Raw genomic sequence first — 16614 nt, forward strand, 5'->3', positions numbered from 1 at the left:
CATTTCGGGTTAACAGGAGTCCCTTTATGAAATACGTTGGAGCGCACGTTAGCGCCGCCGGTGGCCTTGCGAATGCCGCCATTCGCGCCGCCGAAATCGAGGCAACCGCTTTCGCCCTGTTCACCAAAAACCAGCGCCAGTGGCGCGCCGCAGCGCTTACCGCTGAAGTGATTGATGATTTCAAAGCCGCCTGTGAGAAATACCACTACGGGCCTGGCCAAATCCTTCCCCACGACAGCTACCTGATTAACCTCGGGCACCCGGTTCAGGAAGCGCTGGATAAATCACGCGAGGCGTTTCTTGATGAAGTGCAGCGCTGCGAACAGCTGGGGCTGACGCTGCTGAACTTCCATCCCGGCAGCCATCTGATGCAGATTGACGAAGATGCCTGTCTGGCGCGCATTGCCGAGTCCATCAACATGACGCTGGACAAGACCAAAGGCGTCACCGCGGTGATTGAAAATACCGCCGGTCAGGGCAGCAACCTCGGCTTTAAGTTCGAACATCTGGCGGCGATTATTGACGGCGTGGAAGACAAATCCCGCGTGGGCGTGTGCATTGATACCTGCCACGCGTTTGCGGCCGGGTATGACCTGCGCACCACCGAGGCAACGAAAAACACCTTCGAAGAGTTCGAGCGCATCGTGGGCTTTCAGTACCTGCGCGGCATGCATCTGAACGATGCAAAAAGTGCGTTCGGCAGCCGCGTTGACCGCCACCACAGCCTGGGCGAAGGCAACATCGGCCATGATGCGTTCCGCTTTATCATGCAGGACGCCCGCTTCGACGGTATTCCGATGGTGCTCGAAACCATTAACCCGGATATCTGGGCGGAAGAGATTGCCTGGCTGAAGGCGCAGCAAACTGCTGAACAAGCGGCATAAAAAAAGCCGGGTGCGTAATGCAACCCGGCTTTTTTGTTGTTTATCGCTTACGCTGCTTTTGCCACAACTTCCGCTTCCGGACGTTTCAGCACCGCATAAGACAGCCCCGCCACCAGCGTACCGGCAACAATCGCCAGCAGATAGCCCAGTACCGGAGTGATTGCGCCAGGGATCAGCAGCACGAACAGACCACCGTGTGGTGCCATCAGCTTAGCGCCAATCGCCATAGAGATTGCACCCGTTACCGCGCCACCGACGATACAGCATGGCAGAACGCGCATTGGGTCACGTGCTGCGAACGGAATCGCGCCTTCGGTAATGAAGCAGAGGCCCAGAACCAGCGCCGCTTTGCCGCCTTCCTGCTGTGCTTTATCGAACTTACGACGGGCAATGATCGTTGCCAGACCGAGCGCTAGCGGTGGCACCATACCTGCCGCCATGATCGCCGCCATCGGCGCGTAGGTCTGGGTACTCAGCAGGCCAACGCCAAAGGCGTACGCCGCTTTGTTCACCGGGCCCCCCATGTCGGTACACATCATACCGCCGAGGATTGCGCCCAGCAGAACCGCGTTAGCGGTGCCCATGGTTTGCAGCCAGTGGGTCAGACCCGCCAGAATGCCCGCAACCGGCTTACCAATCAGGTAAATCATCGCCAGACCGACCACCAGGCTGGAGATCAGCGGGATAATCAGGATCGGCTTCAGCGCTTCCATACTCTGTGGCAGCTTCAGCTTAGCGCTAATCAGCTTCGCGACGTAACCCGCCAGGAAACCGGCAATGATACCGCCGATAAAGCCAGAACCGGTGCTCACCGCCAGCATACCGCCGATAAGACCCGGCGTCAGACCCGGACGGTCAGCAATGGAGAAGGCGATAAAGCCTGCCAGTACCGGTACCATCAATGCGAACGCGGAGCCGCCGCCGATCTGCATTAACGCAGCCGCCAGCGTGCCTTCTTCTTTAAACGCGGTAATACCAAATGCGAAGGAGAGCGCGATACACAGACCGCCAGCTACCACCATCGGCAGCATGTAGGACACGCCGGTCAGCAGGTGGCGATATGCGCCAGCAGACTCTTTTTTCCCTTCGGTCGGGGTTTTCGCTGCACCGGTCGCCTGATACGGCCTGGCTTCCACCAGCGCCTTATCAAATTCCTGAGCGGTCTTTTTCAGCGCCAGACCGGTAGAGGTGCGGTACATTGGCTTACCGGCAAATTTCGCCAGATCCACTTCGATATCCGCCGCCACGATCACCAGATCGGCTTCCGCCACTTCTTCAGGGGTAATCGCATTGCCCGCGCCAACCGAGCCGCGCGTTTCAACTTTCACCCACCAGCCGCGTTTTTTCGCTTCGGTTTCAATGGCTTCAGCCGCCATAAAGGTGTGCGCCACGCCTGTCGGACAGGCCGTAACCGCGACAACGCGTTTCGGACCGGAAGCCGCAGCCGGGGCCGCCGCCACAGGCGCACTGTACACAGTGGCGTGACCTTTCGCTTCGCTCAGGAACAGCTCAGGATGTGCCACCGCGCGATTAATATCGCCCAGCCACACTTTTTTGCCGTTCAGCGCGCTGTCTGCGGGGATTTTATCGCCCAGGACAATCGCCAGTTCGGCATCGCCTGGGTTATCAATGATGTCCAGGTGTGCTTTTTGTGCCGCCGCGCCCAGCAGGGTCTTCGCCATGTAGGCGCGAGCCTGTCCGAGACCGGAGTCAATGATCAGCAGCGTTTTCATTATTCCTCTCCTGCTGTTAGTTAAAAGGTTTTAAGTCAACGCGCGCCATCATCGCGGCTAACTGGGTACGATCGGTAATACCGACATTGCTCTGGCTCACGGCCAGGGCAGCAACAGCGGTGGCAAGACGTAACGTATGTTCACTGGATTCACGCATCAGCAGACCGTAGATCAGGCCACCAACCATGGAATCCCCCGCGCCAACCGTACTCACGACTTCCATTGACGGCGGCTTGGCAATCCATTCACCTGAAGCGTTAACCCACAACGCCCCTTCTGCACCCAGCGAAATCACCACGTGAGCGATACCCTGCTCGCGCAGCGCATGGGCAGCTTCAATCACATCCTTTAATTCTGGCAGCTTACGGCCTGCCCAGATCTCCAGTTCGCGACGATTTGGTTTCACCAGCCACGGAGAGGCTTTAAGACCCGCCACCAGCGCATCGCGGCTGCTGTCAAAAATAATGCACGGGCACTGGCTGCGCAGGCGCGTCATCCAGTCGGTGAAGGCTTCCGGGCTCACGCCGGACGGCAGACTGCCGCTGACGCATACCATGTCGAACTGGCCAAGCCAGGTCAGGGAGTCGGTGACAAAGCGTTCCCAGTCAGCAGGCGTCACTTCGAAGCCAGAGAAGTTGAGATCGGTGACTTCGCCGTCTTTCTCCGTCAGCTTAACGTTGATGCGGGTACGGCCCTGAACGACCTGGAAACGGTTGGCAATGCCCAGCTCGCTGAACAGCTGCTGGAAACCGTCCTGGTTATCTTTTCCGAGGAAGCCGCCGACGGTGACGTCGATACCGAGGTCTTTCAGCACCTTCGCGACGTTAATCCCTTTACCTGCCGCATGCAGGCCAGTGGTACGCACGAGGTTCACTTCGCCGCGTTCAATTTCCGGGCAAAAGCCCACCAGGTCGTAAGCCGGGTTCAGCGTAATAGTCGCAACACGTCTGCTCATTATGCGCCCTCCCCCAGACCTGCCGCGATGGCATCGCCAATCGCTTTCAGCGCCTGTTCAGCATCGGCGCCCTGTGCGGTGAAGCGCAGACGGTGGCCTTTCTTCACGCCCAGCGCGACAACTTTCATCAGGCTTCGGCCATTCGCCGGTTTGCCTGAGCCATCCAGGTTGGTCACGGTAATCTCGCTTTCAAATTGTTTAATGGTGTTCACCAGCATGGTGCCCGGACGAGCGTGCAGGCCGTGTTCATTACGCACCACGAACTCTGCGTTCAGCACGTCATCGGTCAGCGCATCGTCACTGGTCAGCAGCGCAAGCACGGTGGCTGCATCAGCGTTCAGCAGTTTTTCAGCTTTGTTGTTCAGCAGCAGATCGCTCAGGCGCTTCAGTACCGCAACCGGCTGGTCATCGACCATGGCCACGGTGACCAGCATCGCGGCGCGCTCGCCATCTACGTCAAACGCAGTCGCGGCGCGGCTGACAGCAACTGCGCTGCGCAGGTTGCCTTCAGCACTGTCGTTCAGCCAGACACCCTGGCCCAGATTCAGCGGCTTATCATTGATAGCGCGCGTAACGAATGTCGCATCGGCCGCACCGGCCTCCTTCAGGCGACCCGCGTTCAGCGCTTGCAGGGTCACCAGGTCAGAGGCTGCAACATCCAGGGTCAGGGTTTCATTATCCAGTTTCAGCGCTTCGCTCTGTTTTTCACCCATCAGCAAGGCGCGCAGCTCTTCAGCCGTGGTCACAGACTTCAGCTGTTCCGCCACCGAGTCATCGCTCAGCACGTGCGTCAGCTGGCGCAGCAGGCCCAGGTGTTCGTCGCTGCTGGCGGCGATACCGATAGCCACATAAGCCACCTGACCGTCACCCCAGAGCACGCCCTGCGGGAACTGATAAACCTGCACGCCCGTTTTCAGCACCTGGTCGCGGGTGTCGGTGGTGCCGTGTGGAATAGCGATGCCATTGCCGAGGAACGTTGAGGTCTGCTGCTCGCGGGCCAGCATGCCGTTAATGTAACCCTCTGCCACGTTACCTGCCTGCACGAGGGCAGCGGCAACCTGGCGAATAGCCTCTTCTTTCGTCCCGGCCTGTGCGCCCGGGTGAATATCCTGAACAGATAACTGGAACATGGTTCTCCTCTCCTGCTGAACTTGAATCGTTTCAGCCTTAATGAGAAAAAATGCGCTAGCCTGCTCCGTCAGTTAAAACAAGATAGCGCTGAAACGTTTCAAAAAGTCTTGCTCTTTCTGTAAAGCGTTGCAAGGAAAGTTACATTTGGCTGTTCAGAATTTAGAGTTACAGCACATTTCTCCTTTCTTCAGCTGAATAGTGCTGACGTTCAGCACGTCAGTTTCAGCTAAGTTCAGCAACCATTTTCAAATTGAAATGCCATTTTGATTTTTTGTAGCAAAAGTGACCGCACCCTCTGTTTATTTAATGACTGGCGGCGTAAACTCCGCGTCTTTCTGACCCACGCTGATCCTGATACGAAAACATGCATAACACCCCCGCAGCCGCCTCACCAAAGCCCCTTGATTTGACGTCAACGGCGTTTTTGATCGTTGCTTTCCTTACCGGGATCGCCGGGGCCTTACAAACGCCCACGCTGAGTTTATTTCTGACAAATGAAGTCCACGTCCGTCCGGCGATGGTCGGCTTCTTCTTTACCGGCAGCGCCATCATCGGCATCCTGGTAAGCCAGTTTCTGGCAGGACGTTCCGACAGAAAGGGCGATCGCAAAAGCCTGATTGTCTTTTGTTGCCTGCTGGGGGTATTCGCTTGCGTGCTGTTTGCCTGGAACCGTAACTATTTCATTTTGCTTTTTGTTGGGGTATTTCTGAGCAGTTTTGGCTCTACCGCCAACCCGCAGATGTTTGCCCTTGCCCGTGAGCATGCTGACCAGACCGGACGCGAGGCGGTGATGTTCAGCTCAATCCTGCGTGCCCAGGTGTCGCTGGCATGGGTCATTGGTCCACCACTGGCTTATGCGCTGGCGATGGGCTTTGGCTTTACGGTGATGTACCTGAGTGCGGCGGTGGCCTTTGTCGTGTGCGGCACAATGGTGTGGTTCTTCCTGCCCTCAATGCGTAAAGAGCCGAAACTGGCGACAGGCGCGCTGGAAGCACCGCGTCGTAACCGCCGCGATGCTTTGCTCCTCTTCATCATCTGTACGCTGATGTGGGGCACCAACAGCCTTTATATCATCAACATGCCGCTGTTTATTATTGATGAACTGCACCTGCCGGAGAAGCTGGCGGGCATCATGATGGGGACGGCCGCTGGCCTTGAGATCCCGACCATGCTGATTGCTGGCTATTACGCAAAGCGCTATGGGAAACGTTTTTTAATGCGCATCGCGGCGGTCGCCGGGCTGCTGTTCTATGTCGGGATGCTGACGGTGCATACGCCCGCGCTGCTGCTGGCTTTACAGCTCCTGAACGCCATCTATATCGGCATTCTCGCCGGGATTGGCATGCTCTACTTCCAGGATTTAATGCCGGGTCAGGCAGGCTCTGCCACCACCCTTTATACTAATACCACCCGCGTGGGCTGGATTATTGCGGGCTCGATGGCCGGTGTCGTGGCGGAGATCTGGAACTACCACACGGTATTCTGGATTGCCCTGGTAATGTGCGTCCTGACGATAACCTGTCTCACGCGGATCAAAGACGTTTAGGGCGCGGTGAGCGCTTCCAGCTCAAGCAGGTACGTCATCGCCTGCGCTCGCGTACTGCCGCACATGTCCGCGGAAGGCTGAAGCCCGGAGCACACCTTCGGGCGCAGGGGCGACCCAAAGATCATACAGAGATTAGCGTCAGAAAGCTGAACGCAGCGGGTATTGGCAGGCTTGCCCTCCGGCATTCCTGGAATGGGGCTTGAAATGGACGGTGCAGTACAGCACGCGCCACAATCTGAACGACAATCCATAAATGCTCTCAGTCAGTGATGAACGCCCGCGCAGTCGGGCATTGGGCGCACAGTAACACCTTTTTTGTATTGATAGCAAAAGCCGCGAATTCCGCTTGCCTGAAAGGCCGCGCGCGAGTAATTTGGCGCGATATTTTTTACCTCCCGTAAACAGGATTACTGCAATGCCAAGAGCGAACGAAATTAAGAAAGGTATGGTACTGAATTACAACGGCAAACTGCTGATTGTGAAAGATATCGATATTCAGGCACCTAGCGCCCGTGGTGCAGCGACGCTGTATAAAATGCGTTTCGCCGATGTGCGTACCGGTCTCAAAGTGGAAGAACGCTTTAAAGGTGACGATATCGTCGATACCGTGACTCTGACCCGTCGCTATGTTGATTTCTCCTACATCGACGGCAACGAATATGTGTTCATGGACAAAGAAGATTACACCCCTTATATCTTCACTAAAGATCAGATCGAAGAAGAGCTGCTGTTTATCCCTGAAGGCGGTATGCCGGATATGCAGGTGCTGACCTGGGACGGCGTGCTGCTGGCGCTGGAGCTGCCTCAGACCGTGGATCTGGAAATCGTGGAAACCGCACCGGGCATCAAAGGCGCGTCAGCCAGTGCGCGTAACAAACCGGCTACCCTGACCACCGGGCTGGTTGTGCAGGTGCCAGAATACCTGTCTGCTGGCGAGAAGATCCGCATCCATATCGAAGAAAAACGCTATATGGGTCGCGCTGACTGATTGCGGCGTTTGTCGGGTGGCGGCTTCGCCTTACCCGACCAAAAAAACACAAAAACCGGCTCGCAGGCCGGTTTTTTTATTGCAGGCCCGGTAAGCGCAGCGCCAGCGGGCAACAGAGCTTACAAAAGCTCCGGATACTTCGTCATCTTCAGCGCCAGCTCAACGCCGCGCACTTCTGCCATCCCTTTCAGGCGACCAATCGCCGAATAGCCTGGATTGGTTTTCTTACGCAGATCGTCCAGCATCTGGTGTCCGTGATCCGGACGGAACGGGATAGGACGCACATCGCCCGCGTGCTTACGGCGCACTTCTTCCGCCAGAATGGCGTCCACCACCGCCACCATATTCACGTCACCGTTCAGGTGCGCGGCTTCGTGGAAGGTTTTTGGGTTCTCTTCGCGGCAGGTTGCACGCAAATGCGTGAAGTGAATACGATCGCCAAAGGTTTCAATCATCCGTACCAGGTCATTATCCGCACGCACGCCGTAAGAACCGGTACACATCGTAAAGCCGTTATAGATACTGTCTACTGTCTCTTTCAGCCACTGCATATCTTCAATTGTCGATACGATACGCGGCAGGCCGAGGATAGGACGCGGAGGATCGTCCGGATGAACAGCAAGACGCACGCCGGACTCTTCTGCCACCGGTACTATCGCGCGCAGGAAGTACGCCATGTTTTCGCGCAGCTGGTTTTTATCGATATCACCGTATTCCGCCAGACGCGCGCGGAACTGGTCCAGCGTGTAGCCTTCTTCAGCACCCGGCAGCCCGGCAATGATGTTGCGGGTCAGTTTTTCAATATCCGCTTCACTTGCCGCGTGGAACCACGCGAGCGCCTGCTGCTGCTCTTCTGCGGTGTAATCCGCTTCAGCACCCGGACGCTTCAGAATGTGCAGTTCAAACGCCGCAAACGCGATCTGGTCGAAACGGAGCGCTTTTGAACCATCCGCCATCTGGTATTCAAGATCGGTACGCGTCCAGTCCAGGATAGGCATAAAGTTATAGCAGACCGTATCAATGCCGCAGGCCGCCAGATTACGGATACTCTGCTGATAGTTGGCAATCCAGGTCTGGTATTCACCCGAATGGGTTTTGATATCCTCGTGGACCGGAATACTTTCCACGACTGACCAGGTTAACCCCTTCTCCGCCAGCAACGCCTGACGCTTTTGAATTTCCTCAACCGGCCACACTTGCCCGTTAGGAATATGATGCAGTGCCGTGACAACGCCCGTCGCGCCAGCCTGACGCACATCATCAAGAGAAACCGGATCGTTCGGCCCGTACCAACGCCAGGTTTGTTCCATTGCCTCACCCTCTCAAGTTGTTATACCAATATAATTTACTGCAATGACGACTACCATACATGTTTACCGCGAAGGGTCAACACAGCGCCACACATTGATTGATCAAACTCACAGAACGGGGATATTTAAGGCTTACCAATTCAATTTGTTGTCATATAACTTTACACTGCCATTGTTAATTAATGGTTAATCAGGTGTATATTTCATGAAGACAATTGCTTCCACCTCGCTTCCTGCCCGCGTGCAGCAGCCTCGCTACGATCGCCAGCAATTACGCTCGCGCATTGTCCATTTTGGCTTCGGCGCATTTCACCGCGCGCATCAGGCGTTGTTAACAAACCGGGTGCTGAATGAGAAAGGAGGCGACTGGGGTATTTGTGAAATTAGCCTCTTCAGCGGTGATGTACTGATGAGCCAGCTACGCGCGCAGGATCATCTCTTTACCGTGCTTGAGAAAGGTGCGGAGGGGAACCAGGCTATTGTTGTCGGCGCGGTACATGAATGTCTGAATGCCAAACTCGATTCGCTGGCGGCCATTATTGAGAAATTTTGCGAACCGCAGGTTGCGATTGTCTCCCTCACCATCACGGAAAAAGGCTATTGCATCGATCCGGCGACCGGCAAGCTGGATATGCACAATACCCGCATTCTACACGATCTGGAAAACCCGACCGAGCCGCATTCCGCACCGGGGATCCTGGTCGAAGCCCTTCACCGCCGTCGCGAACGCGGCCTGCCGCCGTTTACCGTTCTCTCCTGCGACAATATCCCGGACAACGGCCACGTCGTAAAAAACGCCGTGCTCGGGATGGCGCAAAAACGTTCCGCTGAGCTGGCCGGGTGGATTGATGCCCACGTGAGTTTCCCGGGCACGATGGTCGACAGAATTGTCCCCGCCGCAACGGAGACCTCGCTTGCGGAAATCACGCAGGAACTTGGCGTTGAAGATCCCTGCGCCATCAGCTGCGAGCCGTTTATCCAGTGGGTGGTCGAAGATAACTTTGTCGCCGGACGCCCTGAGTGGGAAGCTGCAGGCGTGCAGATGGTGAAGGATGTTCTCCCGTGGGAACAAATGAAGTTGCGGATGCTCAACGGCAGCCACTCTTTTCTGGCTTATCTGGGATACCTCGCCGGATACGCGCATATCAATGAATGCATGGAGGATGCGAGCTTCCGCGAAGCCGCCCGCCGCGTAATGCTGAACGAGCAGGCTCCCACTTTGCGCATCACAGACGTGGATCTCACGGCCTATGCCGACAGCCTGATCGACCGTTTTGCGAATCCCGCATTGCAGCATCGAACCTGGCAAATCGCGATGGACGGCAGCCAGAAGCTGCCTCAGCGCATGCTGGATGGGATCCGTGTCCATCTCGAACGTAAAAGCGCGTGGCCGCTGCTGGCGCTGGGGGTTGCAGGCTGGATCCGCTACGTCAGCGGCACGGATGAGCGCGGAGACGCGATTGATGTTCGCGACCCGCTTAGTGATAAAATCCAGTCAATCGTCAAGGCCAGCAGTGAAGCGGAGCGCGTGAACGCCCTGCTGACGCTGAGCGAAGTCTTTGGACAGGATCTGCCTCACAATAGCGTCTTTGTAAATGCGGTAAACGAAGCATATCAGCGCCTGACCCGCTACGGTGCGCGTCAGGCTGTTATTGAAACGTTAAATATTTAACCATTCTTGCCCTTAAGGCGAACGGAAAACCTCTCCGTTCGCCCTTCCCCCTTCTCATGACGCTTTTTTTTCGCCAGGATGATGGCTAATTGTTATAGCATCACAGTAAGTCATGGGAGCGCATGTGACCAAAACCAACCTCATCACCGGTTTTCTCGGCTGCGGAAAAACCACCTCAATTTTGCACCTGCTCGCGAATAAAGACCCGGCAGAAAAGTGGGCCGTACTGGTCAACGAATTTGGCGAAGTGGGCATCGATGGCGCATTGCTGTCTGACAGCGGGGCAATGATCAAAGAGATCCCGGGCGGCTGTATGTGTTGCGTGAATGGATTACCCATGCAGGTCGGGCTGAACACGCTGCTGCGCCAGGGTAAACCGGACCGTCTGCTGATAGAGCCGACCGGGCTGGGCCACCCTAAGCAGATCCTCGATTTGCTGACCGCCCCGGTTTACGAGCCGTGGATCGACCTGCGCGCCACGCTGTGTCTTCTGGATCCGCGCCTGCTTCTGGACGAGAAGGCCGTGGCCAATGAAAACTTCCGCGATCAGCTCGCCGCGGCAGATATCATCGTGGCGAATAAAGAGGATCGTGCAACGGCTGAAAGCCAGGCCGCGTTTGATGCCTGGTGGCAACATTTCGGCGGCGATCGTCAACGGGTTCACTCCACTCAGGGCAAAATTGACAATGCCCTGCTCGATCTCCCCCGTCTGAACCTGGCGGAACTGCCCGTCAGCGCGGAACATGCGCATAGCCACGCGGTGAAGCAGGGTCTGGCGGCCCTGAGCCTGCCGGAACATCAGCGCTGGCGTCGTAATCTCAACAGCGGTCAGGGCTACCAGGCTTGCGGATGGATCTTCGATGCCGATACGGTTTTCGACACCATCGGGATTCTGGAATGGGCCAGACTTGCTCCGGTCGATCGCGTCAAAGGCATTATGCGAACCCCGGACGGGCTGGTACGCATCAATCGCCAGGGCGCAGATTTCTTTATCGAAACGCAAAATGTTGCCCCCCCGGACAGCCGGATAGAGTTAATTAGTGCGGTTAACGCCGACTGGAACACGCTGCAGACCAACCTGTTGAAGCTTCGTTTAAGTTTCGACGGCTAACGTTGCCCCAGATTTCAAACGATGCTGAACGTTATGACGACTCGATTTCCCTTAATACTGCTGCTGAATGCTGCCGGTCTGGCACTCTTTTTATCCTGGTATCTGCCGGTGAACCATGGTTTCTGGTTCCCGCTGGATTCCGGTATTTTCCACTTCTTCAACCAGGCGCTGGTGAAGAGTGAAACCTTCCTGTGGCTGGTCGCGATTACCAACAATCGCGCCTTCGACGGCTGTTCACTGCTGGCCATGGGCTGCCTGATGCTCTCTTTCTGGCTGAAAGAAGATAAAACAGGACGTCGCCGCATAGTGCTCACAGGCCTGGTCATGCTGCTGACTGCGGTAGTGATTAACCAGCTGGCGCAACATTTGATGCCGGTAAAACGCGCAAGTCCTTCGCTCTATTTCCCGGATATTCACCGCGTCAGCGAATTACTGCATATCCCGACTAAAGATGCGTCTAAGGACAGTTTCCCCGGCGATCACGGTATGATGCTGCTTATTTTTTCAGCATTCATGCTGCGCTATTTTGGCAAAAAAGCCTTTGCGACGGCGCTGGTAATTGTGGTGGTGTTTGCTTTCCCGCGCGTCATGATCGGCGCTCACTGGCTGACAGATATTGTTGTGGGTTCGCTCTCTGCGGTGCTGATTGGTTTGCCATGGGTGCTGATGACGCCGTTAAGCGATCGATTAATAGCCATTTTTAATCGTTACCTGCCTGGCGATAAGTAACAAGTTCTAAACAAATAACCCATCGTAATTAACGCAAACTATCGGGGATCATTTCGTTCCCTGATAGTCCCCTCTCTTCAATTGCCCCGCGCCGTCATATTCTTGTCATCTCATTCATGTTGAAAATGAAGCAATTGCCTGAGTTGGAGCCGCTTCTGACGGCATTTTGGGGCATTTACGTTTTTTTACTCTCGGTATCACAATTTCTTATAAAAAATCGGACTTTTTTGCTCGCAATGCCCCTTGCAATCGGTTAATCTCGAACTCGTTTTGCCCCACTGAGATAATTATTATCATGGTGAATAAATTTGTGCACTGCGCCACAAATCTGACCAGAAAGAATTGTCTCAATGTGAACAGCTAATTAGTCTCGTCACGTTTGGCATTTTTATAACGATATTTATCGTTAAGGACTTCAAGGGAAAATAAACAAAATGGTCAAATCTCAACCGATTTTGAGATATTTCATGCGGGGGATCCCGGCGATAGCAGTAGCGGTTCTGCTTTCGGCATGTAGTACATCGAACACCGCTAAGAATATGCATCCTGAGACGCGTGTTGTGGGAACAGAAGATTCCTCGTCACTGCAAGCCTCTCAGGATGAATTTGAGAATATGGTGCGTAATCTGGACGTGAAGTCCCGTATTATGGACCAGTATGCTGACTGGAAAGGCGTGCGTTATCGTCTTGGCGGCAGCACGAAAAAAGGCATTGATTGTTCCAGTTTCGTACAACGAACCTTCCGCGAACAATTTGGGTTAGATCTTCCGCGTTCAACCTATGAACAGCAGGAGACGGGCAAGTCGATTTCGCGTTCCAAACTGCGTACCGGTGATTTAGTTCTGTTCCGTGCGGGTTCTACGGGTCGACATGTTGGCATCTACATTGGCAACGACCAGTTCGTTCATGCTTCCACCAGCAGCGGTGTGACCATTTCCAGCATGAATGAACCATACTGGAAGAAGCGCTACAACGAAGCGCGCCGTGTATTGACCCGCAGTTAATATGATGATTGTATCGTTGGTTATCCCTTGGCTGGCGATATAATAAAAAAAAGCACTGCTTCGGCGGTGTTTTTTTTTGCCCGTTACACTGAATACATTCAGCGGCTACTCAGGAATCACGATCTCTATGTTCACCCGCTACTTTTCCAGTCATCGCAAGATACTGTTTCTCAGTATTGTCACAGGGCTCTTTGTCGCCCTGCTCCTGGGCTCATTGCAGTTTTTCTGGAGTTACCACAAGCGGGAAGTCAGATTCGATACCCTGATTGAAGATGTGAGCATCTACATGGAGAGCTACTTCGGAGAGCTAAAAGAGTCTATCGATCTCCTCCAGCCGCTTACGCTGAACAATTGCCGTGAGGTTAACGCTGAACTGACTTCACGCGCTGCCTTCAGTATTAATGTGCGCGCCTTCCTGCTGGTCAGAGACAAAATAGCGTTCTGCTCTTCCGCCACAGGGTCGATGAATTCCCCTATGGAAGCGCTTATACCCGAGCTGCACATCAACAAACCGATCGATATTGCCCTGCTGTCCGGCACGCCCATGCTGCCGAATAAACCGGCCATTGCCATCTGGTACCGTAATCCGTTGGTTAAGGACGGCGGCGTCTTTACCTCGGTGAATCTCAATCTGACACCGTACCTGCTCTATGCCGCGCGTCAGGACGAGTTCGCGGGTATTGCTATCATCATTGGCGACAACGCGTTGTCGACAATGTCCAGCACGCTGGTTAAGGCGGAAGATCTCCATGAACACGCCGCCCGCACCGCCACGCTGAAAGACATTCCTCTGACCATCAAGATCTATGCCGAAGCCTGGACCAGCGAGGAAATCCTCTTCGCCCTCTTCTTCGGGCTGGTGTGCGGCATAGCCGCCGGAACGCTCAATTTTTATATCCTGACCATACGTCTGAATCCGGGTAAGGAAATTTTAACCGCGATTAAGCACAATCAGTTCTATGTGGTGTATCAGCCCGTGGTCGATGCTAAAGAGCTGAAAATGCGCGGTGTGGAAGTGCTGATGCGCTGGAAACACCCGACGATGGGCGAAATCCCACCGGATGCGTTTATTAACTTTGCTGAAGCGCAAAAGCTGATTGTTCCTCTGACGCTGCATCTTTTTGATCTCATTATTCGTGACGCACCGATATTACAAAGCGTATTGCCTGCGGGAGCCAAGCTGGGGATAAACATTGCGCCAGGGCATTTGCATGCGGAGAGTTTTAAAGAAGATATGCAACGCTTCAACGCCTCGCTGCCGCCCGATCATTTCCAGACGGTACTGGAAATCACCGAGCGCGACATGATTAATCAGCGCGAGGCCAACCAGCTTTTTGAATGGCTGCACAATGAAGGCTTTGAAATCGCGATTGATGATTTCGGGACCGGCCACAGCGCCCTGATTTATCTCGAGCATTTCACAATGGACTACATCAAAATCGACCGGGGTTTTGTCAATGCCATTGGAACCGAAACCGTTACATCGCCCGTACTTGATGCCGTATTGACCCTCGCAAGGCGACTGAACATGTCCACCGTCGCCGAAGGGGTGGAAACGCCCGAGCAGGCGGCCTGGCTGCGCGAGCATGGCGTTAACTTCCTGCAGGGATACTGGATCAGCCGCCCTATGCCGCTGGCGCAGTTTCGCACATGGCAACCCGATATGATGTCCGGTGAATAATTTCACAATGGCGGCGACGTCACTTATTATTCAGTTTTAATGTGAACGAAGGATCCGCCACGAGATGTTTATGCGCGTCGTAGTGATGTTAATGGCAGTGGTGAGCCTGTCCAGCCAGGCGCAGACCATCAAAGAGAGCACGGCATTCGCAGTGATTGGCGAACCTAAATACGCGGTTAATTTTACCCACTACGATTATGTCAACCCCGCCGCGCCTAAAGGCGGAAACGTGACGCTCTCGGCCACGGGCACCTTCGATAACTTTAACCGCTTTGCCCTGCGCGGCGTGGCGGCGGCGCGTACGGAGTCCCTCTATGACACGCTGTTTGTGACGTCAGACGATGAGCCGGGCAGCTACTACCCGCTGGTGGCGGAAAACGTACGGTACGCGGATAACTTCGCATGGGCCGAAATTTCACTCAACCCGCAGGCGCGTTTTCATGATGGCACGCCGGTAAGCGCCCGCGACGTGGCCTTCACGTTTCACAAGTTTATGACCGAAGGGGTCCCGCAGTTCCGTCTGGTGTACAAAGGCACCACCGTGAAAGCTATCGCCCCGCTCACCGTGCGTATCGAACTGAGCGAACCAAACAAAGAGAATATGCTGAGCCTGTTCTCCTTGCCCGTCATGCCTGAGTCCTTCTGGAAAAACCACAAACTGAGCGACCCGCTCTCCACGCCGCCGCTGGCGGGTGGCCCGTATCGCATTACCGACTGGCGAATGGGGCAGTATGTGGTCTATTCCCGGGTCAAAGATTACTGGGCTGCAAATCTTCCGGTAAACCGTGGCCGCTGGAACTTTGACACCCTTCGCTATGATTATTACCTTGACGATAACGTGGCGTTTGAGGCGTTCAAGGCAGGTGCGTTTGATTTGCGCGTGGAGAGCAGTGCCAAAAACTGGGCTACGCGCTATATCGGGAAAAACTTTGCCAACGGTTACATCGTTAAAGACGAGCATAAAAATGAATCGGCCCAGGATACCCGCTGGCTGGCGTTTAACATCCAGCGCCCGGTATTCAGCGACCGTCGGGTGCGCGAGGCGATTACCCTGGCGTTCGATTTCGAGTGGATGAACAAGGCGCTGTTTTACGGCGCCTACAGCCGCGCTAACAGCTATTTCCAGAACACTGAATATGCCGCTCGTGACTATCCTGATGCCGATGAGCTGGTCTTGCTGGCTCCGCTGAAGGCGGAACTCCCGCCAAAAGTGTTTACGAGCGTGTTTGAACCGCCTAAATCCGACGGTAAGGGTTTTGACCGTGACAACCTTCTGAAAGCCAGCGCGCTGCTGGATGAGGCGGGATGGCACCTGAAAAATCAAAAACGGGTGAACGTGCAAACGGGCAAACCGCTGAGTTTCGAGCTCCTGCTCGCTTCAGGGGCAAATGACCAGTGGGTACTGCCGTTTAAGCAGAATCTCGCCCGGCTGGGGATTACTCTGAATATCCGCCAGGTGGATATCGCTCAGCTCACCAACCGCAAGCGCAGCCGGGATTACGATATGATGCAGAGCCTGTGGGCCGCGCAGCCGTGGCCCAGCGGCGATTTGCAAATTTCATGGGCCTCCAGCTATATCAACTCCTCCTACAATGCCCCCGGCGTTAAGAGCCCGGCGATCGACGCGCTGATTGAGAAAATCGTGGCCGCGCAGGGCGATAAAGAAAAATTGCTTCCGCTTGGCCGCGCGCTCGACAGGGTGTTAACCTGGAACTACTACATGCTGCCAATGTGGTACATGGGCGAAGATCGCCTTGCCCGTTGGGACAAATTCTCGCTGCCCTCTGTACGCCCTGTCTATACGCTGGGTTTCGATACCTGGTGGTATGACGTGAACAAAGCCGCCAAACTGCCCGCAGAGCGGCGTTAA

General features: G+C 55.0%; 14 protein-coding genes. 9 read left to right on the forward strand and 5 right to left on the reverse strand.

What is annotated here, in order from left to right; translation table 11 throughout:
* The first annotated feature begins 26 nt into the window (after positions 1-26).
* Positions 27-884 carry a deoxyribonuclease IV gene (gene nfo, locus KW829_RS04380; protein WP_089597956.1) on the forward strand — a complete coding sequence of 286 codons (858 nt, stop codon included), beginning with the start codon at positions 27-29 and terminating at the stop codon, positions 882-884.
* Positions 885-931: 47 nt separating this feature from the next.
* Here nfo and fruA read toward each other — a convergent pair whose 3' ends face one another.
* Genes fruA through fruB form a run of 3 tightly spaced genes read right to left on the reverse strand, consistent with a single transcriptional unit; the run spans position 932 to position 4702 of the window.
* Positions 932-2617, reverse strand: a complete 1686-nt coding sequence (gene fruA, locus KW829_RS04385; protein ID WP_218307680.1) for a PTS fructose transporter subunit IIBC — start codon at positions 2615-2617, stop codon at positions 932-934.
* Positions 2618-2633: 16 nt separating this feature from the next.
* A complete protein-coding gene (fruK, locus tag KW829_RS04390) occupies positions 2634-3572 on the reverse strand; it encodes a 1-phosphofructokinase (RefSeq protein ID WP_010433510.1) in 939 nt (312 codons plus the stop codon).
* A complete protein-coding gene (fruB, locus tag KW829_RS04395; protein ID WP_218307681.1) occupies positions 3572-4702 on the reverse strand; it encodes a fused PTS fructose transporter subunit IIA/HPr protein in 1131 nt (376 codons plus the stop codon). Before fruB ends, fruK begins: the two co-directional genes overlap by 1 nt.
* 365 nt (positions 4703-5067) lie before the next feature.
* Between fruB and setB the strand changes: the two genes are divergently transcribed.
* Complete coding sequence (gene setB / locus KW829_RS04400) at positions 5068-6249, forward strand: sugar efflux transporter SetB (RefSeq protein ID WP_218307682.1); 1182 nt, start codon at positions 5068-5070, stop codon at positions 6247-6249.
* Here the strand turns inward: setB and KW829_RS04405 are convergent.
* Positions 6246-6500 (reverse strand): YkgJ family cysteine cluster protein, encoded by a 255-nt coding sequence (locus tag KW829_RS04405; RefSeq protein WP_108416608.1) that lies wholly within the window; start codon positions 6498-6500, stop codon positions 6246-6248. The genes setB and KW829_RS04405 overlap by 4 nt on opposite strands.
* Positions 6501-6664: 164 nt before the next feature.
* Here KW829_RS04405 and yeiP point away from each other — a divergent pair, with 164 nt between their 5' ends.
* Positions 6665-7237 carry an elongation factor P-like protein YeiP gene (yeiP, locus tag KW829_RS04410; RefSeq protein ID WP_008500940.1) on the forward strand — a complete coding sequence of 191 codons (573 nt, stop codon included), beginning with the start codon at positions 6665-6667 and terminating at the stop codon, positions 7235-7237.
* 119 nt (positions 7238-7356) lie between these two features.
* Here the strand turns inward: yeiP and uxuA are convergent, their stop codons facing one another.
* Positions 7357-8547 carry a mannonate dehydratase gene (gene uxuA, locus KW829_RS04415; protein WP_042715826.1) on the reverse strand — a complete coding sequence of 397 codons (1191 nt, stop codon included), beginning with the start codon at positions 8545-8547 and terminating at the stop codon, positions 7357-7359.
* Positions 8548-8752: 205 nt separating this feature from the next.
* On the opposite strand from uxuA, the gene KW829_RS04420 reads away from it, so the two are divergent.
* From KW829_RS04420 to KW829_RS04445, 6 genes are all read left to right on the forward strand, one after another.
* On the forward strand, positions 8753-10219 hold the full coding sequence (locus KW829_RS04420) for a mannitol dehydrogenase family protein (RefSeq protein WP_010433495.1): 1467 nt from the start codon (positions 8753-8755) through the stop codon (positions 10217-10219).
* A 124-nt stretch (positions 10220-10343) separates the two neighbouring features.
* Complete coding sequence (locus tag KW829_RS04425; RefSeq protein WP_218307683.1) at positions 10344-11330, forward strand: GTP-binding protein; 987 nt, start codon at positions 10344-10346, stop codon at positions 11328-11330.
* Positions 11331-11363: 33 nt separating this feature from the next.
* Positions 11364-12059 (forward strand): phosphatase PAP2 family protein, encoded by a 696-nt coding sequence (locus KW829_RS04430; protein WP_029485150.1) that lies wholly within the window; start codon positions 11364-11366, stop codon positions 12057-12059.
* 434 nt (positions 12060-12493) lie between these two features.
* Positions 12494-13063 carry a bifunctional murein DD-endopeptidase/murein LD-carboxypeptidase gene (gene mepS, locus KW829_RS04435; protein ID WP_010433488.1) on the forward strand — a complete coding sequence of 190 codons (570 nt, stop codon included), beginning with the start codon at positions 12494-12496 and terminating at the stop codon, positions 13061-13063.
* A gap of 127 nt (positions 13064-13190) precedes the next feature.
* Positions 13191-14744 (forward strand): cyclic di-GMP phosphodiesterase, encoded by a 1554-nt coding sequence (locus KW829_RS04440; RefSeq protein WP_218307684.1) that lies wholly within the window; start codon positions 13191-13193, stop codon positions 14742-14744.
* Positions 14745-14808: 64 nt separating this feature from the next.
* Complete coding sequence (locus tag KW829_RS04445; RefSeq protein ID WP_218307685.1) at positions 14809-16614, forward strand: extracellular solute-binding protein; 1806 nt, start codon at positions 14809-14811, stop codon at positions 16612-16614.

Origin of the sequence: Enterobacter sp. ENT02 (genome assembly GCF_019219165.1) — a bacterium.
In the GTDB taxonomy this organism is placed as follows: domain Bacteria; phylum Pseudomonadota; class Gammaproteobacteria; order Enterobacterales; family Enterobacteriaceae; genus Enterobacter; species Enterobacter mori.

Bases quoted from the DNA above. Each gene is read 5' to 3' on its own strand.
- fruA (WP_218307680.1), bottom strand. From the start codon at position 2,617: ATGAAAACGCTGCTGATCATTGACTCCGGTCTCGGACAGGCTCGCGCC.
- fruK (WP_010433510.1), bottom strand. From the start codon at position 3,572: ATGAGCAGACGTGTTGCGACTATTACGCTGAACCCGGCTTACGACCTG.
- KW829_RS04440 (WP_218307684.1), top strand. From the start codon at position 13,191: ATGTTCACCCGCTACTTTTCCAGTCATCGCAAGATACTGTTTCTCAGT.
- KW829_RS04445 (WP_218307685.1), top strand. From the start codon at position 14,809: ATGTTTATGCGCGTCGTAGTGATGTTAATGGCAGTGGTGAGCCTGTCC.
- KW829_RS04430 (WP_029485150.1), top strand. From the start codon at position 11,364: ATGACGACTCGATTTCCCTTAATACTGCTGCTGAATGCTGCCGGTCTG.
- yeiP (WP_008500940.1), top strand. From the start codon at position 6,665: ATGCCAAGAGCGAACGAAATTAAGAAAGGTATGGTACTGAATTACAAC.
- mepS (WP_010433488.1), top strand. From the start codon at position 12,494: ATGGTCAAATCTCAACCGATTTTGAGATATTTCATGCGGGGGATCCCG.
- KW829_RS04420 (WP_010433495.1), top strand. From the start codon at position 8,753: ATGAAGACAATTGCTTCCACCTCGCTTCCTGCCCGCGTGCAGCAGCCT.
- setB (WP_218307682.1), top strand. From the start codon at position 5,068: ATGCATAACACCCCCGCAGCCGCCTCACCAAAGCCCCTTGATTTGACG.
- nfo (WP_089597956.1), top strand. From the start codon at position 27: ATGAAATACGTTGGAGCGCACGTTAGCGCCGCCGGTGGCCTTGCGAAT.
- KW829_RS04405 (WP_108416608.1), bottom strand. From the start codon at position 6,500: ATGGATTGTCGTTCAGATTGTGGCGCGTGCTGTACTGCACCGTCCATT.
- fruB (WP_218307681.1), bottom strand. From the start codon at position 4,702: ATGTTCCAGTTATCTGTTCAGGATATTCACCCGGGCGCACAGGCCGGG.
- uxuA (WP_042715826.1), bottom strand. From the start codon at position 8,547: ATGGAACAAACCTGGCGTTGGTACGGGCCGAACGATCCGGTTTCTCTT.